We start from the raw sequence: 22,705 nt of genomic DNA, 5'->3' as shown, positions 1-22,705 counted from the left end.
TAGCTTGCAGGAATGAGCAGCCATCCCCGATTCATTCACCTCCGCGTTCACACCGAATATTCTCTGCTGGAAGGTGCCGTGCGGCTGAAAAAGCTGCCGGGTCTTTGCGAGAAGATGGAAATGCCCGCCGTTGCGGTGACCGACACCAATTCCATGTTCTCGGCGCTGGAGTTCGCCGTGACCGCCAGCGGGGCGGGCATTCAGCCGATTATGGGCTGTCAAGTTGATCTGACCTACGTACAAGCACAGCCGGGTGAGAAGCCGAAGGCGCCTGCGCCCTTGGTTCTTCTGGCACAATCCGAGGTCGGTTATGAAAACCTGATGAAGCTCAGCTCGTGCCTTTACGTGGACAAGGGCGGGCGGTTGCCGCAGGTTACATTAGACGAATTGTCAAAGCACTCGGACGGCTTGATCTGCTTGACGGGTGGGCCGGATGGGCCGGTTGGGATGTTGTTGCAACAAGGCCAGCGCCCAGCGGCCGAGGCTCTGATGGATCGACTAGCAGGGATGTTCCCGGGCAGGCTTTATGTCGAACTTCAGCGTCACCCAGATGAAGATGGTCAGCCCGAGGCCGAACGCCTGACCGAACGCGGTCATGTCGAGATGGCTTATGCCAAGAACCTGCCGCTGGTCGCCACAAACGATGTCTATTTCCCGACCACGGACATGTACGAGGCGCATGACGCGCTAATCTGCATCGCCGAAGGTGCCTATGTTGACCAGCAGGAAGGCCGCCGCCGCCTGACCGCACAGCACTATTTCAAGTCGCAGCAAGAGATGGTGACCTTGTTTGCCGATCTGCCCGAGGCAATTGAAAACACGATTGAGATCGCCAAGCGCTGCGCGTTTATGGCCTATCGCCGCGATCCGATCCTGCCAAAATTTGCTGATGACGAAGTGGCAGAATTGCGCCGCATTGCGAATGAGGGCTTGCAGAAGCGTCTGGCGGTGATCCCGCATGCGGTGACACCGGAAGAATATCAAGAGCGTCTGGATTTCGAACTCGACATCATCGAAGGAATGGGCTTTCCGGGTTATTTCCTGATCGTTGCTGACTTTATCCAGTGGGCAAAGGATGAAGACATCCCGGTTGGCCCGGGACGTGGCTCGGGTGCGGGCTCGCTGGTGGCCTATGCGCTGACGATTACCGACCTTGACCCACTACGTTATTCGCTGCTGTTTGAACGGTTCCTGAACCCCGAGCGGGTCTCGATGCCAGACTTTGATATCGATTTCTGCATGGACCGCCGTGAAGAGGTGATCCGCTATGTGCAGCAGAAATACGGGCGCGACAAGGTAGGTCAGATTATCACCTTCGGTGCACTCCTGTCGAAAGCTGCCGTGCGTGATATCGGGCGGGTCCTGCAAATGCCCTACGGGCAGGTGGATCGACTTTCCAAGATGATCCCGGTCGAAGGCGTTAAACCCGTTTCCATTGAAAAGGCATTGAAGGATGAACCGCGCCTACGGGAAGAGGCACGCAGCGAAGAAGTTGTCGACCGCCTTTTAACTTACGGCCAGCAGGTCGAAGGATTGCTGCGCAACGCCTCAACCCACGCGGCTGGTGTGGTGATTGGCGACCGTCCTTTGGATGCACTGGTGCCGATCTATCAGGATCCGCGCTCGGACATGCCCGCGACCCAGTTCAACATGAAATGGGTAGAACAGGCCGGGTTAGTAAAATTCGACTTTCTGGGCCTGAAAACGCTGACTGTGATCCAGAATGCTATGGATTTGATCTTCAAGTCTGGGCGGGATTTGCATATCGCGCCCGACGGCGCGGAACTCTATGAACCTGCCGAAGGAGCGGTAAACCAGATCAACGCCATCCCGCTGGATGACGAGATGACATACAAACTCTACTCGGCGGCCAAGACCGTGGCGGTGTTCCAGGTGGAATCCTCGGGCATGATGGATGCGCTCAAGCGTATGAAACCCACCTGCATTGAGGACATCGTGGCCCTTGTGGCGCTCTATCGTCCCGGCCCGATGGAGAACATCCCGACCTATTGCGAGGTCAAGAACGGGCTGCGCAAAATCGAATCCGTGCATCCTCTGATCGACCATATCCTTGAGGAAACCCAAGGCATCATCGTCTATCAGGAGCAGGTGATGCAGATCGCGCAGGTCATGGCAGGGTACAGCCTAGGCGGTGCCGACCTGCTGCGCCGCGCTATGGGCAAGAAGATTAAAGAGGCGATGGATGCCGAACGCCCCAAATTCGAAAAGGGCGCGGGTGAGAATGGCGTTGATGCCAAGAAGGCCTCCGAGGTCTTCGACCTGCTGGAAAAGTTCGCCAACTACGGTTTCAACAAATCCCACGCTGCCGCCTATGCGGTCGTCAGCTACCAGACCGGCTGGCTAAAGGCGAACCATCCGGTCGAGTTCATGGCGGGCGTCATGAACTGCGATATCCATCTGACCGACAAGCTGGCTGTCTATTTTGAAGAGGTCCGAAAGGGGTTGGAACTGCCCTATGTGCCGCCCTGCGTGAACCGATCTCAGGCGACGTTTGACGTGGTGGAAGGGCATCTGGTCTATGCGCTGGGTGCGCTGAAAAACGTGGGTGTCGAGGCGATGAACCTCGTCGTCGATGGGCGCGCGGACAAGCCATTTGTGAACCTCTTCGATTTTGCTCGCCGTGTTGATCTGAAAAAAGTCGGCAAGCGCCCGCTAGAGATGCTGGCGCGTGCCGGTGCGTTCGATGAACTCGACAAGAATCGCCGTCGCGTGTTTGAAAGCCTGGACCCGCTGGTGCAATATTCAGCCGCCATCCATGATCAGAAAAACTCGAACCAGGTGTCGCTGTTTGGTGAGGCAGGAGATGACCTGCCCGAACCTCGGCTGTCACCCGCACCAGACTGGCTGCCCGCTGAGAGGTTGAGCGAAGAATTCAAGGCCATCGGGTTCTATCTGTCCGGCCATCCGCTGGATGATTATATGCCTGCATTGAAGCGTAAACAGGTGCTGACACTAGATCAGGTGACTGAAAAGGCGCGCTCTGGTCCGTTTATTGCAAAAATGGCCGGTGTCGTCGCCGGACGGCAAGAGCGAAAGTCGGCGCGTGGCAATCGGTTCGCATTTGCTCAGCTCTCAGATCCCACCGGAGCATTCGAGGTCACGCTATTCTCAGAAACACTAGAGAAATCGCGCGAGTTTTTGGAAACCGGCGCTCAGGTCGTATTAACCGCCGAAGCCACGATGGAGGCGGATCAGCTCAAGCTGTTGGGTCGGTCAGTTGGTCCGGTCGACGTGGTGGTCGCCGAGGCTGGGGCCACAGGCCTGCGCGTATTTGTGGAAGATTCAAAGGTTTTGCCAAGCATGGCGAAAGTGTTGGAAGACGCAGATAGCAACGCCAAAAGGGCTGCCAAAGGCCCAGTTTACGTCTGCCTGCTTGATCCCGGTTTGCCGGGTGAGGTCGAATTGGATCTGGGACGAAACTATGCGATCAATCCCCAGATCAAAGGTGCCCTCAAATCGCTTGAGGGAATCTCGGAGATCGAGGAAGTTTGACCACAAACCGAATTGTTGCCTTAAGCGATGTGCCCAGCTAGGCTGACTGAATAACCTTAGGGGTCATTTCACAGGAGGGTTCCGAAATGACGAATTCAGGTATTGATTTCAGATCACTTAGCCTAGCGGTGGCATGTGCTTTGGCGTTGGCCACTGCCGTTCAAGCGGACGACAAGAAGAAAAATACTGTTACTGGCGCTCTGGTTGGTGCAGGCGTCGGTGCTTTAGTCGGAGACGGCAAGGGGGCCGCGGTCGGCGGTGTCGCCGGGGCGATTATCGGACATAACTGGAAGTGATCATGATGCTGAAAAATTCCATCAAATCCACCGCCTGTGCCGCGCTTTTTGTCCTTCCGACATTTGCTGTGGCTGACGATTCTGCAGAGCAATTGGTGCAGGATGCCTTGCCCGTGATGCACTATACATGCGCATCGATCGCTGAAGAGGCTGATGGCGACGAAGAATTTGTCGTGGCCGTAGTTGGAAAGATGACGGCCCTGTCGCTTTACAATCGTCAGATCAATATCGAGGATCATGCAGCCACTGACGAGGAAAAGGCGCAACTGCGCGAAGCCTTTATCGCCGCGTTGTCCGAGGGCTGTGCCGCTGACAAAAACGCCCTGCTGGGCGGTGTGGTCGACAATGCGGTGAAATCGACGCTGGGGTTGTAAGCGCTTGGTCTTGCTGGCGCTAAAGCCTGCCAACCGGGCAACGCACAAGGCCCCAGCCTTTATCCATTTGGGCGTCTTTCAGGCCACGGACGAGACGATCGGATAAAAAGAGAAGATTTGGAACTTTTGGGTCCAGTCAGAGGTCCGGCCCGCCCAACACTTCGGGAATGACTACAAGTTCAGCTTCTCGTTTGCTTCTAGGATGGTAGCAGATTCCGTTGCCGATGTTATCCAGCGGTGAACGGATATCCCCCTCTGGCCCCAATACATCGTAGTTGCCCATGGATCGTTTGTTACACACGTTCTGAAAGTAGTACCGCTCGGACGTGGTCAGTTGGTTTTCGGTCGAATCCATCAACGTCAGCGGATGAAACGTTGTGTCCCCCAGATCGAACTGTTCCAGAACTGATTTGGCGGCTTCTGAAACCAGAGGATAGCCACCTCCGCTGATAAACGGCGCGGTGTAGTATTCGGTTTTGGAGTTGTAATACCACAGACTGCCAATTTGCTCTTTGGTCAGCAGCTCACCGCGTTTCCAACCCAAGTCAGTTTCCTGAACCATTCGCTTGGACCATTCAACGTCCTCGGACGACTGCCTTTCGCGCCATTGAGGAGTGTATTCCTTTCGGATTACACCTTCGATGACATTGATATTGTTCACTGTCGTGGCAATCCACACGCAAGGCGCGTTGCTGTCCTCACTCGCCATCAGCCTGCCCTCAGTAATGCGGCGGACGTTCGTCGCCGAACACAACTCCGCCTGAACCTTCCTGCGCGCGTTCTGCTTCTCGCTGCAGCAAAATCTCGACGCGGCGGGTCAGGCGGTCGATCTCGCTCTGTTGGTTTGTGACGACAGAGTTCAGCTCTTCGACCGTGCGGGTCAGATGGGCGATCTGTTCTTCCAGATGCTGCATGGGGCTCTCCTTATAGGCGTCTCTTAGCGACCCCGGCAGCCCATGACCAGTGAAACCCCGCCTTGCTCCGATGGTAGCCATGGGATAGACCGCGCGCGGAACACTAAATCCCAAGGACGCCCCACATGGCCAAGCCCAAGAAACAGCCCCGCCCCAAGGCCGTAACGCCGAAAGGGTTTCGCGACTATTTCGGCGAGGAAGTCACGCAGCGCACCGAAATGCTGCGGACGATTGCGGGTGTCTATCATCGTTACGGATTTGATGCCTTAGAGAGCAGTGCGGTTGAGACCGTCGAAGCGCTGGGCAAGTTCCTTCCAGATGTGGATCGTCCGAACGAGGGCGTGTTTGCATGGCAGGAAGTCGATGAGAATGACAAGGGCGATTGGATGGCCCTACGCTATGATCTGACCGCGCCTCTGGCCCGCGTCTATGCGCAGCACCGCAATGATTTGCCGACGCCCTATCGCCGCTACGCGATGGGTCCGGTCTGGCGGAACGAGAAACCGGGGCCGGGGCGGTATCGTCAGTTTTATCAATGTGATGCGGATACGGTGGGCACGGCGTCGATGGCTGCCGATGCCGAGATTTGCGCCATGCTGTCGGACACGCTGGAAACCGTCGGCATCCCACGTGGTGACTATCTTGTGCGCGTCAATAACCGCAAAGTTCTGAATGGTGTGCTTGAGGCGATGGGCCTCGGCGAAGAATTGGCCGCCCGCGATAATGTTCTGCGCACTATCGATAAGTTTGATAAGGTCGGGGAGGCCGGTGTGCGAGAGCTGCTGACCAAGGGCCGATTGGATGCCTCTGGGGCGTTCATTGATGGTGTTGGTCTCAGCGATGATCAGGCCGAACCTGTGATCGCGTTCCTGACCTCGAAGGCTGCCGACACAGCTGGTACGCTGGCAAACCTGCGCGCGGCCGTGGGCGACAGCAAGATTGGCGCGGATGGCATTGCCGAGCTGGAGCAGATCGGTGCCCTGCTGGATGCGGGAGGGTATGGATCGGACCGGATCGAGATTGATCCTTCGGTTGTCCGTGGCCTCGGCTACTACACTGGGCCGGTTTATGAGGCCGAACTGACCTTCGAGATATTCGACGAGAAAGGCCGCAAACGGCAATTCGGGTCGGTCTCGGGCGGCGGGCGTTACGACGATCTGGTCAAGCGTTTTACCGGACAGGAAGTGCCTGCGACGGGTATTTCGATCGGTGTTGATCGTTTACTGGCCGCGCTCCGCGAAAAGGGTCGGATCGCAGCGCAAGCCACCGGTCCGGTGGTCGTCACCGTCATGGATCGGGATCGGATGGCCGACTATCAGGCCATGGTAACCGAGCTGCGCAATGCAGGTATCCGAGCCGAGGTGTATCTGGGCAACCCCAAGAACTTTGGCAACCAACTGAAATACGCGGACAAGCGGAACTCTCCGATCGCTGTGATCGAAGGTGGTGACGAAAAAGACAAGGGAATTGTGCAAATTAAGGACCTGATTCTTGGCGCCAAGATTGCCGAAAGCGCCACGCTTGAGGAATGGAAAGAACGACCCAGCCAGTTTGAAGTGCTACGCGGAGATCTGGTCGCCAAGGTGCGCGAAATTTTGGACAGTCAGGACTGACTCATGCCCAATCGTTCCCAAATACAGGCCCGCGCCGCAATGATGCGCGTCCGGTTCGAGGCCGCGGGTGCGCATGTGGTGGACACACCTTTGTTGCAACCTGCGGGTACGCTGCTGGACCTCTACGGTGAAGATATCCGTGCGCGCGCCTATGTGACCTCGGATGCGCTGCGGGGTGAGCAGATGCTGCGCCCGGACTTCACCTTGCCAGTGGTGCAGATGCACATGTCCGAAGGGGCTGAACCTGCAAGATACACCTATTCCGGCGAAGTGTTCCGTCGTCAGGAACACGATCACGACCGGGCTAATGAGTATATCCAGGTCGGTTACGAAGTCTTTGATCGCGAAGACCCCGCTGGGGCAGATGCCGAGGTTTTTTCGCTGTTTGCCCTGCAACTACGCGGGCTACCCTTGCGGGCAGCGACCGGTGATATCGGCATTCTGATCGCCGCTGTCGCGGGCCTGAAGACAACTGACCGCCGCAAGGCCGCACTGATGCGGCATCTCTGGCGGCCTCGCCGGTTCCGCGTTCTGCTGGACCGATACGCCGGGCGCAAAGCGGGCCTTGAGGGTCGCGATGCTCTGCTTGACGCAGCTGACCCATTGGCGATTGACGTGCCCATGATCGGTAAACGCCGCGCGCCGGAAATCCTCGACCGGATTGAAGCCCTACGTGAAGACTGCGCCGCGCCGCCGATCTCGGACAATGAACTGGCCGGTTTGGAGACACTGCTGAATGTGCGCGAAACCATGCCTTTTGCGCTGGAACAATTGCGCGACGTGGCGGTTGACCTGCCGCAGATCACGCCCGCGCTGGATCGTTTGGAAGCCCGTATCGCAGCCCTGCAGGCGCGGGGCGTGGACGTGAATACACTGGATTTTGAGGCGTCTTATGGCAGAACCTCGATGGAGTATTACGACGGTTTTGTATTCGGTTTTTACGCCGAAGGCCGCCCTGATCTGCCACCGGTCGCAACCGGTGGGCGCTATGATGCGCTGACCCGGCAATTGGGAGGTGGGGCCGAGATTCCGGCTATTGGCGGCGTGATCCGCCCGGACCTGATGCTCGAAATCGAGGAGGCTGCGCAATGAGCCTGAAACTGGGCGTGCCCTCGAAGGGCCGATTGATGGACAAGACCTTCGCGTGGTTTGAAAAGCGCGGCATCACCCTTTCGCGCAGCGGATCGGACCGGGAATATGCAGGCAAAGTTGAGGGGATTGATGGCGTCTCGCTGATCCTGCTATCCGCCGGGGAGATACCGCGCGAGCTTGCCGCTGGGCGCGTTCATCTGGGTGTGACCGGGATTGATCTGGTGCAAGAGAAACTGCCGCGGTGGGAACAGCAGGTCGAAGAGGTCGCCCCGCTTGGGTTCGGCAAGGCTGACTTGATCATCGCAACACCTGCCTGCTGGGTCGATGTGGATACGTTGGACGATCTGGACGCGGCAGCTGCGAGTTTCCGCAAGGCGCACGGGCACCGGCTGCGTATCGCCACCAAGTATCATCGATTGGTTCGTGAATTCCTGACAGAAGCGGGCGTGGCCGACTACACCCTGGTCGATAGCCAAGGCGCGACTGAGGGCACGGTGGTGAACGAAACCGCCGAGGCGATTGCTGATATTACGTCAACTGGCGAAACTCTGCGGGCCAACCACCTGAAAATCCTATCAGATGGGTTGATCTTGCAGTCGCAAGCGACTTTGTGGCGCAGCCGGGTGGTAACCTATAACGCATCCGAGAAGACGATTCTGAACGACCTGCTGGATCGGTTGCGCTAAAGCACGCCGATATCCGCCAGGGCACGGTTCAGGTCGTCGGGTAGGGCATCGTCTTGCTCGCGTCCTCTGGGCAAGTCGGCCGGAGTATCCTCGGGTTTTAGATAGCGCCAGCCTTGGAACGGGCGTTTCAGAGCGTTCTGCGTGCGATGCACCTCGGGGTCGAGAACGATGGCACAGCGGCGGATTCCATCCTCGCCGCGCACCTCGTCCAGCCGTAGAATCTGCTGACGGCATTGGACGACTCCTTTGATCACCCAATAGATTGATCCGCCATTCAAAATCTCCGATTCACGTTTGGGCCACATGCGTGTGACATGGCGCGGACATCCGTCCTCATAGAGAGGTTTTCGGCTATCCTGCCATGCGATCAGCGTGTCGACGCTTTCTGATCCAACCGAAAGTTTGATGAGGTTTACGTACTTATCCACAGCTTTCCCACAGAGTCGTTCATCGACTATCTATCCATTGTAGCTCATGCGCGATTGTCATCAAGGTATTGTGGATGATAGTCTGAATACCTCTTTCAGCACAGGGAATCACCAATGAGCCGCTTTGCCGCCCCCATCGCCGAGCAGATCTGGGACATGAAATACCGCTTCAAACAGGCGGATGGCACACCCATCGATCAGACGGTCGAGGACAGTTGGCGGCGAATTGCACGTGATCTGGCGCGGGTGGAACAGGACCCGGCGCGTTGGGAAGAAAAGTTCTACACCGCGCTTGAGGATTTCAAATACCTCCCTGCTGGTCGCATCACCGCTGGGGCGGGCACCGCACGTCAAGTGACCCTGTTCAACTGCTTTGTGATGGGCACGATCCCCGACAGCATGGGCGGTATCTTCGATATGCTGAAAGAGGCCGCTCTGACCATGCAGCAGGGTGGGGGGATCGGTTACGATTTCTCGACCATCCGTCCACGCGGCGCGGACGTTAAAGGGGTTGCTGCAGACGCATCTGGCCCGCTGAGCTTTATGGATGTCTGGGATGCCATGTGTCGCACGATCATGTCCGCAGGCTCGCGCCGTGGGGCGATGATGGCGACCATGCGCTGTGACCACCCGGATATCGAACAGTTCATCACCGCCAAATCCGACCCGGCGCGGCTACGCATGTTCAACATGTCGGTTCTGGTGACCGATCCGTTCATGGAAGCGGTCAAAGCCGATGGCCCGTGGGATCTGGTGTTTGACGGTAAAGTCTATCACACCGTTCAGGCCCGTGATCTATGGAACAAGATCATGCAGGCGACCTATGACTATGCCGAGCCAGGTGTGATCTTCATCGACCGCATCAACACGGCCAACAACCTCAGTTACGTTGAGACGATTGCTGCGACCAATCCATGCGGCGAACAGCCGTTGCCACCTTATGGTGCTTGCCTGTTGGGCTCGATCAATCTGGCACGGTTGGTGGCCGAGCCCTTTGAGGATGCGGCGCATCTGGATGAGGACGCTTTGCAAGAGCTGGTCGCCACCGCCGTTCGTATGATGGATAACGTGGTCGACGCGTCGAAATTCCCGCTGGTTGAACAAGAGGCGGAAGCGCAGGACAAACGCCGTATCGGGCTCGGCGTGACGGGTCTGGCGGATGCACTGCTGATGTTGGGCCTGCGCTATGGCTCGGACGAGGCGGCGCGTCAAACCGAGCGCTGGTTGCACGCGATTGCCCGCGCCGCGTATCTGGCTTCGGTGGACTTGGCAAAAGAGAAAGGCGCGTTTCCCCTGTTTGATGCCGAGAAGTACTTAGCCAGTGGCACCATGCAGCAGATGGACGAAGACGTGCGCGATGCGATCCGCGAACACGGCATCCGCAACGCGCTGCTGACGTCGATCGCGCCGACTGGTACGATTTCGCTTTATGCCGGGAACGTCTCATCAGGGATCGAGCCGGTCTTTGCGTATGCTTACACGCGCAAGGTGCTGCAGAAAGACGGTTCGCGCACTGAAGAAGAAGTAGTCGACTATGCCGTCCAGTTGTGGCGCGATAAGTTCGGGGATACGGAGCTGCCAGACTTTTTCGTCAACGCACAAACGCTGTCGCCGTCTGATCACGTCAAGATGCAGGCCGCGGCGCAGAAGTGGATCGACAGCTCGATTTCGAAGACCATCAACTGCCCCGAAGATATAAGCTTTGACGCCTTCAAGGATGTCTACATGCAGGCTTGGGATCAAGGCTGCAAAGGCTGTACGACCTATCGCCCCAACGATGTGACGGGTTCCGTTCTGACCGTCTCAGAGAGTACAGATACAGCACCAGGTGAAAGTGCCGCTGCGCCGCAGGAGGTTGATGGCGGCGAAGTCGTCTATATGTCAGAGCCGCTGGATCGTCCGCAATCTCTGGAAGGGTCGACATACAAGCTGAAATGGCCCGACAGCGAACACGCGATCTATCTGACGATCAACGACATTGTCATCAGTGGTCGTCGTAGACCGTTCGAAGTGTTCATCAATTCGAAGAACATGGAGCACTATGCCTGGACGCTGGCCCTGACGCGGATGATTTCCGCAGTTTTCCGCCGGGGCGGAGATGTTTCGTTTGTTGTAGAAGAACTGAAAGCCGTCTTTGATCCACGCGGCGGGGCTTGGGTCAAGGGCAAGTACATCCCTTCAATTCTTGCTGCAATTGGTGGCGTGATCGAGCAGCATATGGTTGTAATCGGATTTCTCGAAGGTGAAGGAATGGGCCTAAAGTCGGACCCCCAGGCGCAAGTTGTCAATATCGACACTCCACGCGGCAAAGCATGCCCGTCCTGTGGTCAGTTCGACATGGTGATGATCGAAGGCTGCATGACCTGCAGAAGTTGCGGCCATTCGAAATGCGGTTAGATTCAGGGTGCTTAGTTGTTGACGTACCCATAGTATTGCCATTTTGGCCCTAGGGATTGCCATTTTGAGCTCATAAGTTTGCCATTGTCTCAAACGGAGGACTTCAGCTGCCAAAGCCCAATACTTGGGACGTTGACTAATTCAATTTGCTTGAAAGGTTGGGCCGGGAGCAGACATTCACTGTGGATGCGAAATCCAGATGCGAATCTTGGAAAGCAGTCATTCAGATTAGAGTTTCTTCCACCCGAAGCATTAGTTGCACCAACTTTGATTGTCAGAGATTGCCATACCGTCTGGACACGTTTCGGTCGAGGCTGCAGTCTCAATGCAAAACCAAGAAATGTGAGTAGCGCGTTGTCAAAAAATGATTTCCCAACACCTTCTGAGTTTATGCGAACGACCGTACGCGTCGAAACGCCATAGCAGAGAACGCCGACAAATATTTACCCACGAGCAACGACCGAATGTTCAAAGACAATACACAGTTCTTTAAATCGGCAGATGACGCGTCGGAGTTCCTTCGCGAGGCAGATTTTGCTGTTCTGGAATTACGCCTTAGAACACACTTCACCGCCAGAGACAGCGACCGGTTTTTGCGAGGAGCATGAATTTCTTGGAATGACCTATTTCGGACGTTCGTCATGCCATTGCCATGCTGCAGTTGCAGCCCTCTCTCCTGACATTCGCTGCGCCTGCGGGATCAGAAACTAATTGAACTCATAGATTGCTCAAAAGTCTCGACGTATTGGCGGCAGCATTATGAGACCAAGGCGCCTTGCTTAATTTGCAAAGACTTCCAATTGGTTGAGTCGGTGGAAAATGCACTCAATGTGATTGCTGGATTTTCAACAGCATTACGTTACCGTGGTTTCAACGAGAGCACAGACGAAACTCTTCTGGAGGATGAAACTTGTCAGTAAGGCTGTTAGTCACCGCAGTGATTTTGAACTTTGGTCTGAATCCTTCTGTTGTCATTGCGCAGGACAGCCAAACGAAGCCTAAAGTGACCGTGACGTCGGCAGAGATGAAACAGGTATCTTTGACCGAAGTGTTCACTGGCCGGATCGAGGCGTTGGATCGTGTCGACCTGATCGCGCGCGTACCTGGATTTGTGAAGTCCATTAATTTCAAGGACGGCTCAAGCGTTAAAGCGGCGGATGTCCTGATCGAGATCGAACCGGGTTCCTACGAGGCGACCGTCACGGAAATTCAAGGACAAATCCAAGCGGCACAAGCGGGAAAGAAAATTGCCGATATCGAGCTTGATCGACAGCAAAAGCTATACGCCAAAGGCGACACACCTCAGGCTGTCGTTCAGAAAGCGGAAGCGCAGCAAGGTGAGGCGGATGGGCATGTGCTGGAACTACAGGGCAGCCTCCAAAACGCTCAGCTTGACCTGTCTTATACAAAGATAACCGCGCCCTTTGATGGCAGGATCGGACTGACGGACTTGTCCGTGGGCGCATTCGTCAGCCCAGAGGGTGGAACCCTGTTGTCGCTGTCCAGCATCGATCCCATCAATGTAACCTTTCCGGTAACCGAAGCCGAACTGCTTGAGTTTCGCGCCCGCCGTGCCAAGGCGTCGGACTCTGAACCGCTGAAACTGCAGCTGATTCTTGCCGATGGCACGACATACGGTGAAACAGGCAGCATTGAAGTGGCTGACACGCAGGTGCAGTCGGGCACGGATACCGTTCTGGTCCGGGGGTCTTTTCCTAATGCGGATGGGTCACTCATTGATAATCAGCTGGTGCGGGTTCTTGTCACAGATCCCACGCAGGACAAATCGCTGGTGATCCCCGCCAAAGCTTTGCAAAAAGATCAGTCGGGTTACTTTGTATTCACGGTCGGAAGCGACGACAAGGTTGAAAAGAAGCCGATTCAATTGGGACGGACCGAAGGGGCCGAAGCCGTCATTTCGAGCGGTCTGACCGAAGGGGACCAGGTTGTCACCGACGGCCTTCAGCGCGTTCATGCGGGCGTCGAGGTCAGTATCTCCACACCCCAGAACACATCGTCAGCCACCAGCGGAAACTGATCCCATGATCTCGCAACTGTTTATCCGCCGCCCCAGATTTGCAATTGTCATCTCGGTGGTGATTACGCTGGCCGGGTTGATTTCCATTACACAGCTGCCGGTGGAGCAACTGCCCGACATTGTCCCGCCGCAGGTTCAGGTTACTACCAGTTACCCCGGGGCCGGGGCTGAAGTCGTCGAGTCGACCGTTGCCCAGATCATCGAAGAACAGGTGATCGGGGTCAGTGACATGCTGTATATGGAATCGACGAGCGGTTCGGATGGCAGCTATAACCTGCAGGTCACTTTCGAGCCTGGAACGGACCCCGATATCAACGCCGTCAATGTGCAGAACCGTGTCAGCCTGGCCATGTCCGCATTGCCTGAAGAGGTCACACGCGCAGGCGTCAACACCAAAAAGAAGTCCTCGGCTCTGTTGCAGGTCGTGGCCATTACGTCGGACGACCCGAAGAACGACGAATTGTTTCTGTCGAATTTTGCGACAATCAACGTTCTGGACAGCATCAAAAGATCACCCGGGGTAGGGGATGCGACGCTGTTCGGGGCGCTTGATTACTCCATGCGCATCTGGCTCGACATCGACAAGATGACCAGTCTTTCGGTGACCGTCGACGATGTGATTGCCGCGCTGAATGCGCAAAACGTTCAGGCAGCGGTGGGGCGCGTCGGTGCGCAGCCGATGACAAATGACCCGACTTTTCAGCTGAGTATTCAGACGCAAGGCCGGTTGAGCACCGTCGCAGAGTTCGAAGAGATTGTAGTGCGGGCTCGTCCAGACGGCTCATTCGTTCTGATCAGTGATATCGCACGAGTAGATCTTGGGGCAAAGACCCGGGATTCCTTTTCTTCTTTTGACAATAAGCCAGCCGCAATGATCGGTGTCTACCTTGAGCCGGGCGCGAATGCCCTGGACACATCAGAGGCCATAAAAAAGGCGCTGACTGGATTGCAGAGCGCCTTTCCCGATGGGGTTAACTGGAGTGTGCCCTACAACTCGGTGACCTTCGTCCGCGCCAGTATCGATGAAGTTGTGAAAACTCTGGTGCAAGCGTTTGCCCTGGTGGTGATCGTGGTCTTCTTGTTTCTGGGCAACCTGCGGATGGCGCTGATCCCGCTGATCGCGGTTCCGGTATCGCTTGTTGGCGCACTGGCGTTCATTTTGGCATTGGGTTTTTCACTCAATACCGTCTCGTTGCTGGCGCTGGTACTTGCGATCGGCATCGTCGTGGACGATGCGATCGTGGTGATCGAAAACGTCGAAAAGGTAATGGGCGAAAACCCTGAGATGACCGTGGCTGAAGCCACCGGCGAGGCAATGAAACAGATTACGGCCCCCATTTTGGCCATAACCTGTGTGCTGCTGTCGGTGTTTGTACCGGTTGCATTCATTCCCGGCATTACGGGAACGATGTTCCAACAATTCGCTGTGGCTGTTTCCTTTTCAATGCTTATTTCTGCTTTGAACGCCCTGACACTCAGCCCGGCCCTGTGCGCGGTGCTGCTGCGCCGTGAGAGCGCCCCCAAGCGTGGACCGCTGGCCTGGATATCGCGCCGTATAGACAACGCGCGCGATGGCTATGCCTATGCGGTCTCAATCCTCGCCCGACGGACAATCCTGGCTGTTTTACTGCTCGGTTTTGCACTTTTTGGCGCAGGATGGCTGTTTAAGACCACACCTTCCGGGTTTCTTCCCGTCGAAGATCAAGGGGCCTATTTCGTTGAAGTCGCGCTACCCGAAGGCGCCTCGATCAATCGCACATCCAAAGTGATGGAGGACGTTTCGACCATCATCAAATCCGCGCCGGGCGTGCAGGATGTCATGACAGTCACAGGCTTCAGCTTTGTCGACGGCCTGAACAAGTCGAACAGTGGGTTTGGCATCGCGATCATGCAACCGTTTGAAGATCGAACCGATCCCGCCTTATCCGTAAGATCCTCGATCCGGCATGTCCGGCGCGAGTTTGCCGGTTTGGAAGACGCCATTGCCTTTCCTTTCAATCTGCCCCCGATCCTTGGTCTGGGCACTGGTGCCGGGTTCGAGTTCGAGCTTTTGGACTTGCATGGCGACAGCGTTTCAGATCTTGGTGCAACTGCGGCGGGGTTCGTCACAACCGCCAACGCCGACCCACGGTTGTCGGGCGTTTACACGACATTCTCTGCGCAGTCGCCAAAACTGAATCTCGACCTCGATCGTAAAAGGCTGCAGACGCTTGGCGTGGATGTCGACGACCTGTTCCGGGCCATGCAGGTCACTTTGGGCGGGTATCACGTGAATGACATGAACCTTTTCGGTCGGACGTGGCAGGTCAACTTACAAGCAGATGAGAAATACCGGGCCAATGTCGGAGATATTGCTCGTATTCATGTCCGAAATCACGACGGAGATATGGTGCCAGTGCGCGCCGTGGCGAAGGTAGAACTCATTCTGGGTCCGCAATTGCTCGCCCGCTACAATAATTTTCGGGCCGTCACCATAAACGGTGGACCGTCTCCGGGCGTGTCAATGGGCGAGGCCATTGCGGCGATGGAAGAAATTGCAGCCCAGACTCTGCCAGAAGGCTACAGCTACGATTGGACCGGAACCGCGCAGCAAGAGATTGAGGCCGCCGGAAAGACACCTATTGTTCTGGGGCTTGCTTTGCTGTTCGCATATCTCTTCCTTGTTGCGCTTTACGAGAGTTGGACGATACCGCTTGCGGTCCTTTTCTCGGTCACCTTTGCGGTTTGCGGCGCGTTGGGTGCGCTGCTGTTGCTGGGTCTCCAGAACAACCTCTACGCCCAGATCGGATTGGTGGTCCTGATAGCGCTTGCCGCCAAAAATGCAATTTTGATCGTCGAATTCGCAATGGATCGGTACCGGCAAGGTCTGAACGCCGTGGATGCAGCCATTCAGGGCGCCCGTGCGCGTTTTCGCGCGGTCATGATGACCAGCTTTGCATTTATTGCCGGACTCTACCCGCTGATTGTGGCCGACGGTGCCTCTATGCTTGCTCGCAGAGGTGTAGGTACGCCGGTTTTCGGAGGGATGATCGCAGCTGCTCTTGTGGGCATATTTGTCATCCCGCCCCTTTACATCATCGCGCAACGGTTCAGGGAGAAAGTACATGGCAAAATGAATGAGGGAGGTGGCGAAAACGCTGTTTAGAACGTTCAGAAAAGCAGGATTTAGCAATCCGAGTTACGGCTGAGCCACTTTTTGAAAACCAAGTTCTCATGCGGCTCTTTTCATCATTATGTATTATTCAAAATAACTTTTATATCGAATTTAACACCCGATCACACGGCCGAAAAGAAACATTCACCAGCCAATTCGTATGCTACGGTCGCAGCCCACATTGCCGACATTCATCCACAACGCAGCATCAGATCAATCATCAACGTGCAACTCGCGGAGCTTCTAGACTTTTGAAATTCAGAGAGCGCTGTCGCAGCATGTTTTCATATGCGGTAGACACAAAGCGATGTCGATGCTCGCGTTGCAAATTTGGTCATTCAGTACTTCGACTTTTTCAGAATCAAGACTGCACTTTCTTTGCAACCGCGATCAATGACACAATCCGGGACAAACCCACCATCTGAGTGTATTTGTCGCCGTACAATTCGATCCAAAACAATCAACGCAAATCTGTGTCACGCTGCTCAAGGTCCAGAACAGCATTGAATTCATTCTCCGGGTCCATCCAGGCAACTAGGATCGCGCCTTCGTCGATGTCGTAAGTCTCGATTTCTGCTGGAGTGACATGGATAATGCGCTCATTCCCTAAGAATGCGCCTCCATGGGTTTCTCCGAACACGACGCGGATCATCCGGGACCCTGGAGCAAACATGCGCAGATACGGATCCGCGGGCTTGCCCATGTTCAAAACCTCTGCCTTGCTACGAACCCATTTTTCGCCAGCAATGCGCTGCTCAGGACTTCGCAAAGCCGAGACTGCGCCTTCTGAAACAGAAGCGACGGCTGCTGACAGCATGACCGCACCAATTGCCATCTGGGCTGCACCTGCGTTTGTCCCGCTGTAGTTCGTCCAGGCAGCAAGGCGCATCAAGCGCCGCTGCGGGTGATAGAGCACGTCGACCATGTCGCCGACCTCGACCGCGTTCCAAAGGTCTATCGGAGCGACTTCTTTTAGGGAAAATGCGCGCGGGTCATCCAAAAGTTGGAAGCGCAAAAAGTGACGTTTCGAAGGTTTGGTGCGATTCCGTTCGTCGCGACCAACGTGGCCCTTCTTGACCCATTTGTCGGTCACACGCGCCTGCCCAGATCGACCGGCTCGCTTCAAATATGTCGAATTCAGATAGTGCCGATAGCCCCGCGCGGTGATGACCAATCCTACTACGCCGAGCGCAACCATCCCAAGAAATGGAAGCCAATTGAAGAGAATGTCAGCTACTGGATCTCCGGGTCGATGTATTTCTTGGATCATGCGACTGTCTCCTGCGGTGGCACGGCCGTTAGAAGGTTGCCGGGCGGGCGTAGTCTGGAATGTAGCTAGAAAATGCCACTTCTGAACATGTCCCGGGAGTTAACCTCATATCTATAGGCCAAGTGTGGGCTGAGATCGCTAAAAAACGGAAAATGAAGCTATTACTGGATGTTCATTCACTAGGGCGGGGGCATTGGTTTTCTCCCCGTGCCCGCCCACACGTTTCTAGCGAAGATGGGGGTCATGGTCCTTCACAGACCAGCGGAAAGACCCCGACCTCCGGGATCTTGAGCGTGCCAACGGTGATTTGGTCGTCGCCTTCAACAGCCGTTATCAGCCGCACTGATGCAACAATGCGGTCAAACTCAGGATCGGCGAAATCCAGCAACGTGTGCGTGTTCTCCGCAGCCCCCTGAGCCAAAACAAGGGGCAGCGCACCTTCTGTCTCTGTCATGCTCCAGTCCTGTCCATCCGCGTGGATAATCGCACTGACAATCGCAAGGCCGGGTACGGATCCGAAGCCAAATGCTACCGCAACGCCTGACTCATCAGGCGCTTCGCAGGACACAAGAAACGTTGCTAAAGAAGGGCTTGCAATGACGCTTGCCACAAGCGCGAGTACGATTGTTCGTATAATGATTGGTTCCTCCGTTTGCAGCCCATTTCACAGCCTATGACGTTTCGGTCTTAACATGAAACGCCAATGCACTGCCGCGTTTTTGGCACTTTTGTGACATTGGCGATTGGTGGCAGTTCAAGTGAATGCCTACCCGTGTCGGATCCGAATGCGAAACAAGTGCCATGCGCATTAGTTTACAGAATACAAAAAGTATTTGCGCAATACAGGGCTGCCCAAAAGCGCATCAGAAATGATGAACACTTGGCCGATTTCGGAAGAGGTGATTTCACCAATGCGTTTGCGCGCAATCAGATGGGGTTACGTTAATCCGGCATGCCAACTCGTCCTGAGGATCGCAAGTGAATGGAATTGTCACGTGCGCTAGGGAATCATTGGTTCTTCGATTCGAAAAATCGGGGTTCAGAATACCGATTCCTTTGTTACTGCACCCTAAGAACAACGCTCAGAACCTTCGCAAGTGCAGAAACTGGGTAGTATCTGGCTCGTAGCACGCTTTTTAATTTGTCTGCGTCCAAGCCTGTGTCATGACGCAAATTCTCGGGTTATCCACAATTATCTCCCGCCGGATATCAACAGTTTATCCCCGTCTAATTTTCATGCTGCAGTGCTATTTTCTTGCCCGAACAGGGTCCTGATGCAAAAGTCTGGACACGGCTTCTGATCTTCGGAACAGGGGCTGGACGCAAAGGCCAAGGGGGCCACGGCGACAAAGGCAGGTTTTAGGATTTGTTCTTGGTTGCAATGGTTTACCGGTAGTGGATCAGATAAACTGGGCTTCGGTTCGGATTAGGTGGTCGGCTTCTCAGAAGGTCTGCGCGGGCTGCGACGCGACATAGCGCGTGTGGCAGTCGCCAATGCCTCTTCGGGGGCAGAGGCAACTGGATCGGGACGCCCCTCGGGCGGTTCGAACCGGCAAGGCGTCAGGAGTGTCCGTAAGGATGCATGCAAAGACCGCGTCTGAGCACCTGGCGCCTTTTCCTTTTTTAGAACTTAAGGTTCATACAGGCTACCACGCACAAACCTCCGGAACGGAACGGGGTTCTTTTGCTTGCGCAAAAGAACCCCGTAGAAGTGTCAGAAATGCAATGCCGCGTCTATGCACCTGTGCGGACGACACTACGCCTGTTGTTTGGGGCTGGCAACTACATATTGCGGATTTGGCGTTGCTAAACCGCAACATCCCGTCGCAATCAGATGTTTTCCTGAACGTCCTCAGCCACGTTCTGGATAGCATCGCCTGCATTTTCGATGTCTTTGCCCGCACCCTTTGCGGTTTCGCAAGCGGTAAGTGTGAATAGGGCCAGGCCAATTAGAATTGCTCGGATCATCGATTGCTCCATAAGTGCTTGTTTCGAATTGGGTAGCAGCTTTTATGTATCAGAGCCACAGATTTTAAAGGCTCCTTCGCATACATCGCTCGTATAGCGAACGGCGCGTAAATACGACCTCAAGACTACGGAGAAAACCTTGGGCCCGTTTCCAGTTACACCTTGGATTTTAGCCAGATTTACAGGGATTAGCCTGCTTCCGGACTACAGAACAGCTCGTACACCACCTCAAGTATCCGCGCGGGTCTTTCGTCCGCTAATCGGTAGTAGATTGTCTTGCCCTCCCGTCTGGGAACGACAAGCCCCTCCAATCTGAGGCGTGACAATTGCTGTGAGACCGCCGCCTGCCGGGCCGACAGGAGCCGCTCTAATTCGGTCACGGATTTCTCGCCGGAAACAAGGTGGCACAGGATCATCAAACGCCCTTCGTGGCTGATCGCCTTGAGGAAATTCGACGCGCGAGTTGCGTTCTCAACCATCCGCTCAAGTTCGGTCTGTGACATATCTTCGGTCATTTGCGGCAAAGCCATGATCGTGTTCCTCGATTATATTCGCCCAAGTTCGAGATTGTCTGAAGTTACTAGGTTGAAAGTGCAATTGGTACAACTACTAGGCATGTATCATTATATGCACGGATCAAAATAACGTGATGTTATGTGGTATATTCCTGTCGGTTTGCCAGACCTCTCGTGGAGGAGTTTCGGAAACCGAAGGAATTCCTCGGAACGCTCAGCCCCCCTTGCAGCCCCCCAACAGCAGCACTAAGACTCGGGTAACTCTTCTTCGGGTAAAGTCCCGATCCATCGCAAAGCAGGCAGGTTCCGAATGTTCGATCCAGTTGAAACATATATGAACACTCTCGTCCCCATGGTCGTCGAGCAGACCAGCCGGGGCGAACGCGCGTATGATATTTTCTCGCGCCTTCTGAAAGAGCGAATTATTTTCATCAACGGACCGATCCACGATGGAATGAGCCATCTGGTCGTCGCTCAGCTGCTGCATCTCGAGGCTGAAAACCCGAACAAGGAAATCTCGATTTACATCAATTCGCCCGGTGGCGTGGTCACCAGCGGTTTGTCGATTTACGACACAATGCAGTATATCAAGCCGAAATGTTCTACATTGGTGATCGGTCAGGCGGCTTCGATGGGGTCCGTTCTTTTGGCTGGTGGCGAGAAGGGAATGCGGTTTTCTCTGCCCAACAGCCGGATCATGGTGCATCAGCCCAGCGGTGGATATCAGGGTCAAGCCAGCGACATTATGATTCACGCAGCGGAGACCCAAAAGCTGAAGGATCGCCTGTATGATATCTATGTTCGTCATACGGGTCAGACAAAAAAGGCGGTTGAAAAGGCTCTGGATCGCGACAATTTCATGAGCCCGGAAGAGGCCAAGGAGTGGGGTCACATCGACGAGATCGTCGAGAACCGCGCCAAAATGGACGGCGACGACGCCTAGGTTCAAATCCGCGCGCGTCAGGCGTGAGGATTGATTTTGAGATTGTAGCTGCCAGAGGGCTGGCCTAAGCTGCAGGCATATACGGCAAGCGCGGTCCCGAGACGGGCTGCTGAGACGGAGCCCGAGGGGTAAAGCATGGCAACGAATTCAGGCGGTGACGGCAAGAACACGCTCTATTGTAGCTTTTGCGGCAAAAGCCAGCACGAGGTGCGTAAGCTGATCGCAGGCCCGACCGTGTTCATTTGCGACGAATGTGTCGAGCTATGCATGGATATCATCCGTGAAGAGACCAAGGCCAGCGGCCTGAAATCCTCGGACGGCGTGCCAACGCCCAAGGATATCTGCGAAGTGTTGGATGATTATGTGATCGGTCAGGCCACCGCCAAGCGGGTTCTGTCGGTTGCGGTACACAACCACTACAAGCGTCTGAATCACGCCCAGAAAGCGGGCAGTGATATCGAGCTTGCCAAATCCAACATCCTGTTGATCGGTCCCACCGGTTGCGGAAAGACCTTGCTGGCGCAAACGCTGGCACGGATTCTGGACGTGCCGTTTACGATGGCGGACGCAACCACGCTGACGGAAGCCGGCTACGTGGGTGAGGATGTCGAAAACATCATTCTCAAGCTGCTGCAAGCCAGCGAATACAATGTCGAACGCGCACAACGCGGCATCGTCTATATCGACGAAGTCGACAAGATCACTCGCAAGTCCGAGAATCCATCGATCACTCGCGATGTCTCGGGTGAGGGCGTCCAGCAGGCGCTGCTGAAGCTGATGGAAGGCACCGTGGCCAGCGTTCCGCCGCAGGGTGGCCGTAAGCATCCTCAGCAGGAATTCTTGCAGGTGGATACCACAAATATCCTGTTTATCTGTGGTGGTGCATTTGCAGGCCTCGACAAGATTATTGCGCAACGTGGCAAAGGCTCGGCTATGGGCTTTGGGGCTGATGTCCGCGACAATGACGAACGCGGTGTGGGCGAGATCTTCAAGGATCTTGAACCCGAGGATCTGCTGAAGTTTGGCCTGATCCCTGAATTTGTTGGCCGTCTGCCGGTTCTGGCAACGCTCGAAGATCTGGACGAAGATGCGCTGGTTACCATCCTGACCAGCCCCAAGAACGCTTTGGTCAAGCAATACCAGCGCCTGTTCGAATTGGAAGACGCCGAACTGGGCTTTACCGATGACGCGCTGAAAGCGATTGCGAAAAAAGCGATCGAGCGCAAAACCGGTGCGCGTGGTCTGCGTTCGATCCTCGAAGACATCCTGCTGGATACAATGTTCGAACTGCCGGGCATGAAGAACGTGACCGAAGTCGTAGTCAATGAGGAAGCGGTAACGTCGGATTCGCAACCACTGATCATCTACGCTGATGCAGCTGAATCTGCTTCCGCTGGTTGACCGAGGCTGATTGCCCGCGGCACTGGTTAGGGGGCTCTGCCCCCGTCGCCATTGGTCGAGTTCCCCGAAGTATTAATAGCCAGATGAGGCAGGGGTCTGCTCT

General features: G+C 55.4%; 18 protein-coding genes. 11 read left to right on the top strand and 7 right to left on the bottom strand.

The features are described 5' to 3' along the window. Positions 1-12 precede the first annotated feature (12 nt). From dnaE to ACRZ91_RS09865, 3 genes are all read left to right on the top strand, one after another. Positions 13-3,513 (top strand): DNA polymerase III subunit alpha, encoded by a 3,501-nt coding sequence (dnaE, locus tag ACRZ91_RS09875; protein WP_480904759.1) that lies wholly within the window; start codon positions 13-15, stop codon positions 3,511-3,513. An 86-nt stretch (positions 3,514-3,599) separates the two neighbouring features. After that, entirely contained in the window at positions 3,600-3,809 is a 210-nt protein-coding gene (locus ACRZ91_RS09870; RefSeq protein ID WP_010443296.1) for a YMGG-like glycine zipper-containing protein, read from the top strand. Between the two features lie 2 nt (positions 3,810-3,811). Beyond that, complete coding sequence (locus tag ACRZ91_RS09865) at positions 3,812-4,183, top strand: hypothetical protein (protein ID WP_010443295.1); 372 nt, start codon at positions 3,812-3,814, stop codon at positions 4,181-4,183. 136 nt (positions 4,184-4,319) lie between these two features. Here the strand turns inward: ACRZ91_RS09865 and ACRZ91_RS09860 are convergent, their stop codons facing one another. Together ACRZ91_RS09860 and ACRZ91_RS09855 are read right to left on the bottom strand one after the other, a co-directional pair. Further along, on the bottom strand, positions 4,320-4,892 hold the full coding sequence (locus ACRZ91_RS09860) for an imm11 family protein (protein ID WP_480904755.1): 573 nt from the start codon (positions 4,890-4,892) through the stop codon (positions 4,320-4,322). Between the two features lie 10 nt (positions 4,893-4,902). Continuing rightward, positions 4,903-5,097: a SlyX family protein gene (locus tag ACRZ91_RS09855; protein WP_480904752.1), complete on the bottom strand. Its 195-nt coding sequence runs from the start codon at positions 5,095-5,097 to the stop codon at positions 4,903-4,905. Between the two features lie 125 nt (positions 5,098-5,222). Here ACRZ91_RS09855 and hisS point away from each other — a divergent pair, with 125 nt between their 5' ends. The 3 genes from hisS to hisG are packed head-to-tail and all read left to right on the top strand — an operon-like array spanning position 5,223 to position 8,488. After that, a complete protein-coding gene (hisS, locus tag ACRZ91_RS09850) occupies positions 5,223-6,710 on the top strand; it encodes a histidine--tRNA ligase (RefSeq protein WP_480904749.1) in 1,488 nt (495 codons plus the stop codon). Positions 6,711-6,713: 3 nt separating this feature from the next. Beyond that, the gene (locus ACRZ91_RS09845) at positions 6,714-7,802 is read left to right on the top strand and encodes an ATP phosphoribosyltransferase regulatory subunit (RefSeq protein WP_480904746.1); all 1,089 of its coding nucleotides are present in this window, start codon (positions 6,714-6,716) and stop codon (positions 7,800-7,802) included. Beyond that, complete coding sequence (gene hisG, locus ACRZ91_RS09840; RefSeq protein WP_480904743.1) at positions 7,799-8,488, top strand: ATP phosphoribosyltransferase; 690 nt, start codon at positions 7,799-7,801, stop codon at positions 8,486-8,488. The genes ACRZ91_RS09845 and hisG overlap by 4 nt, the downstream gene beginning before the upstream one ends. Here hisG and ACRZ91_RS09835 read toward each other — a convergent pair. After that, entirely contained in the window at positions 8,485-8,916 is a 432-nt protein-coding gene (locus ACRZ91_RS09835; RefSeq protein ID WP_170543240.1) for a DUF1489 family protein, read from the bottom strand. The two genes, hisG and ACRZ91_RS09835, sit on opposite strands and share 4 nt — an antisense overlap. A gap of 114 nt (positions 8,917-9,030) precedes the next feature. Here ACRZ91_RS09835 and ACRZ91_RS09830 point away from each other — a divergent pair, with 114 nt between their 5' ends. The 3 genes from ACRZ91_RS09830 (at position 9,031) to ACRZ91_RS09820 (ending at position 16,496) form a co-directional block, all read left to right on the top strand. Continuing rightward, positions 9,031-11,313 (top strand): adenosylcobalamin-dependent ribonucleoside-diphosphate reductase, encoded by a 2,283-nt coding sequence (locus ACRZ91_RS09830; protein ID WP_480904739.1) that lies wholly within the window; start codon positions 9,031-9,033, stop codon positions 11,311-11,313. A gap of 910 nt (positions 11,314-12,223) precedes the next feature. Further along, complete coding sequence (locus ACRZ91_RS09825) at positions 12,224-13,351, top strand: efflux RND transporter periplasmic adaptor subunit (protein WP_480904736.1); 1,128 nt, start codon at positions 12,224-12,226, stop codon at positions 13,349-13,351. A gap of 4 nt (positions 13,352-13,355) precedes the next feature. Further along, complete coding sequence (locus ACRZ91_RS09820; protein WP_480904732.1) at positions 13,356-16,496, top strand: efflux RND transporter permease subunit; 3,141 nt, start codon at positions 13,356-13,358, stop codon at positions 16,494-16,496. A gap of 469 nt (positions 16,497-16,965) precedes the next feature. Here ACRZ91_RS09820 and ACRZ91_RS09815 read toward each other — a convergent pair whose 3' ends face one another. From ACRZ91_RS09815 to ACRZ91_RS09800, 4 genes are all read right to left on the bottom strand, one after another. Next, positions 16,966-17,775: a hypothetical protein gene (locus ACRZ91_RS09815; protein WP_480904729.1), complete on the bottom strand. Its 810-nt coding sequence runs from the start codon at positions 17,773-17,775 to the stop codon at positions 16,966-16,968. 241 nt (positions 17,776-18,016) lie between these two features. Beyond that, positions 18,017-18,229, bottom strand: coding sequence for a hypothetical protein (locus ACRZ91_RS09810; RefSeq protein ID WP_170476667.1), 213 nt, complete (start codon positions 18,227-18,229; stop codon positions 18,017-18,019). 1,376 nt (positions 18,230-19,605) lie between these two features. Then, a complete protein-coding gene (locus tag ACRZ91_RS09805; RefSeq protein ID WP_480904725.1) occupies positions 19,606-19,743 on the bottom strand; it encodes an entericidin A/B family lipoprotein in 138 nt (45 codons plus the stop codon). A gap of 188 nt (positions 19,744-19,931) precedes the next feature. Beyond that, positions 19,932-20,273, bottom strand: coding sequence for an ArsR/SmtB family transcription factor (locus ACRZ91_RS09800; RefSeq protein ID WP_480456298.1), 342 nt, complete (start codon positions 20,271-20,273; stop codon positions 19,932-19,934). Between the two features lie 295 nt (positions 20,274-20,568). Between ACRZ91_RS09800 and ACRZ91_RS09795 the strand changes: the two genes are divergently transcribed. Together ACRZ91_RS09795 and clpX are read left to right on the top strand one after the other, a co-directional pair. Continuing rightward, entirely contained in the window at positions 20,569-21,201 is a 633-nt protein-coding gene (locus ACRZ91_RS09795) for an ATP-dependent Clp protease proteolytic subunit (RefSeq protein ID WP_010443269.1), read from the top strand. Positions 21,202-21,336: 135 nt separating this feature from the next. After that, entirely contained in the window at positions 21,337-22,602 is a 1,266-nt protein-coding gene (gene clpX / locus ACRZ91_RS09790; RefSeq protein WP_480904721.1) for an ATP-dependent Clp protease ATP-binding subunit ClpX, read from the top strand. Positions 22,603-22,705 lie beyond the last annotated feature (103 nt).

It is taken from the genome of Ruegeria sp. O11 (genome assembly GCF_056535285.1).
Note: the sequence above shows the minus strand (reverse complement) of the source record. Positions and strands in the feature narration are given on the sequence as shown.

Coding starts and splice junctions, on each gene's coding strand:
- dnaE (WP_480904759.1), top strand. CDS start 13: ATGAGCAGCCATCCCCGATTCATTCACCTCCGCGTTCACACCGAATAT.
- ACRZ91_RS09870 (WP_010443296.1), top strand. CDS start 3,600: ATGACGAATTCAGGTATTGATTTCAGATCACTTAGCCTAGCGGTGGCA.
- ACRZ91_RS09865 (WP_010443295.1), top strand. CDS start 3,812: ATGATGCTGAAAAATTCCATCAAATCCACCGCCTGTGCCGCGCTTTTT.
- ACRZ91_RS09860 (WP_480904755.1), bottom strand. CDS start 4,892: ATGGCGAGTGAGGACAGCAACGCGCCTTGCGTGTGGATTGCCACGACA.
- ACRZ91_RS09855 (WP_480904752.1), bottom strand. CDS start 5,097: ATGCAGCATCTGGAAGAACAGATCGCCCATCTGACCCGCACGGTCGAA.
- hisS (WP_480904749.1), top strand. CDS start 5,223: ATGGCCAAGCCCAAGAAACAGCCCCGCCCCAAGGCCGTAACGCCGAAA.
- ACRZ91_RS09845 (WP_480904746.1), top strand. CDS start 6,714: ATGCCCAATCGTTCCCAAATACAGGCCCGCGCCGCAATGATGCGCGTC.
- hisG (WP_480904743.1), top strand. CDS start 7,799: ATGAGCCTGAAACTGGGCGTGCCCTCGAAGGGCCGATTGATGGACAAG.
- ACRZ91_RS09830 (WP_480904739.1), top strand. CDS start 9,031: ATGAGCCGCTTTGCCGCCCCCATCGCCGAGCAGATCTGGGACATGAAA.
- ACRZ91_RS09820 (WP_480904732.1), top strand. CDS start 13,356: ATGATCTCGCAACTGTTTATCCGCCGCCCCAGATTTGCAATTGTCATC.
- ACRZ91_RS09815 (WP_480904729.1), bottom strand. CDS start 17,775: ATGATCCAAGAAATACATCGACCCGGAGATCCAGTAGCTGACATTCTC.
- ACRZ91_RS09810 (WP_170476667.1), bottom strand. CDS start 18,229: ATGACAGAGACAGAAGGTGCGCTGCCCCTTGTTTTGGCTCAGGGGGCT.
- ACRZ91_RS09805 (WP_480904725.1), bottom strand. CDS start 19,743: ATGATCCGAGCAATTCTAATTGGCCTGGCCCTATTCACACTTACCGCT.
- ACRZ91_RS09800 (WP_480456298.1), bottom strand. CDS start 20,273: ATGGCTTTGCCGCAAATGACCGAAGATATGTCACAGACCGAACTTGAG.
- ACRZ91_RS09795 (WP_010443269.1), top strand. CDS start 20,569: ATGTTCGATCCAGTTGAAACATATATGAACACTCTCGTCCCCATGGTC.
- clpX (WP_480904721.1), top strand. CDS start 21,337: ATGGCAACGAATTCAGGCGGTGACGGCAAGAACACGCTCTATTGTAGC.